This window comes from Komagataeibacter kakiaceti JCM 25156 (genome assembly GCF_000613305.1).
Genome location: NZ_BAIO01000566.1, coordinates 1 through 1,365, shown reverse-complemented (window position 1 = coordinate 1,365; position 1,365 = coordinate 1). Strand labels below are relative to the sequence as shown.

General features: G+C 64.6%; 1 protein-coding gene. It reads right to left on the bottom strand.

Translation table 11 applies throughout. The features are described 5' to 3' along the window. Positions 1 to 1,169 (bottom strand): peptidoglycan D,D-transpeptidase FtsI family protein (locus JCM25156_RS16640; protein ID WP_025814007.1); only part of this gene is annotated, 1,169 nt, incomplete at its 3' end. Between the last annotated feature and the right edge of the window lie 196 nt (positions 1,170 to 1,365).

Sequence of the window (1,365 nt, the reverse complement as noted above, 5' to 3'; positions counted from 1 at the left end):
TCGATCGGCACGCGCGCGAAAAAGCCCATCCGCCGCAGCCAGTCCTGCTGGCGCGCGGCCCCGGCGTCCAGCGCGATATGCGCCGCCGCGGGGTTGGAGGAATAGGCCATGACCTCGGGCAGCGTCAGCCATGGATCGAAATGGTCGGATTTCATGTCCGAAATGGTGAAGCGGCCGATCTTGATGGGCGTGCTGGAAAAGCGGTCCCATATATGGGCCACGCCGTCCTGCAGTGCCATGGCGGTGGTCTGGAGCTTGAAGGTCGAGCCCGGCTCGTACATGCCGGTCACGGCGCGGTTGAAGCGTGAATCGGGCGCGGCCCGGCCAAAATCGTTGGCGTCGTAATCCGGCAGGCTGACCATGCTGATGATCTCGCCCGAACGGACGTCCATGACAATGGCGCAGGCCCCGATGGCCTGGAACGTGTCCATGGCCGACTGCAGTTCGTCATGCACCACGTTCTGCACACGTACATCCAGCGACAGGCGCAGCGGCGTGCGGTCATCATCCAGCCGTTTGTCAAAATAACGTTCGATCCCGGCCACGCCATGATCGTCAATGTCCACGCCGCCAAGGATATGGGCGGCCACCCGCCCCATGGGGTAGCGACGTCGCTCCCCCGGTTCGAAATAGACGCCGGGAATGCCAAGGTTGTTGATGGCGAGTTCCTGCGCGGGGGAAATATCACGCGCCAGATAGACGAACTGCTTGTTCAGTGACAGGCGGCGCTTCGTTTCCTCCTCGTTCAGGCTGGGCAGCACCGTCTTGAGCTTGTGGGCCGCATCGGTGGTGTCGATCATTTCAAGCGGGTTGGCGTAGACCTGCGCCACCGGCAGCGACATGGCCAGCACCTGTCCGTTCCGGTCGATGACGGAGGCCCGGTGTACCTGCGGCAGCGCAATATCCCCCGCGATCATGCCCTTGGGGTCGCTTTTGGGTATGGGGGGAACCTGCGGCGCGATCTGCTGCTGCTGGGGCGGCATGGGCCGGATGATGGTGGCCAGCGTCAGCTTGATGCCGATGGCCGAAAAAAGAACGCAGAACACCCCGGCCAGCACCAGAAGCCGCGCGTGCATCCGGTCCTGCGCCATGAGCGCGCGCAGACCTCCTCCCATAGGGAAGGAAGCCTGTTCGCCTCCGTCTCGTCGGTCATGGATCGGGTTGCTCATGCGTGTTCCGGGCCGGAAGGCCGGTAGAAAGGAAAATCAGGTCAGTTGCTGACCGGCACGGGTGGGGGCAGCGCGCCGACATGCGGCGTGCCCAGCGATGAGGTGCCCATGTGCGAGACCGCCGCCGGGCGCCACGCCGCTTCGGCTATGCCCGGCGTTCGGGCGTGGTAACTGGCGGCGGGGGCCACGATCGTGT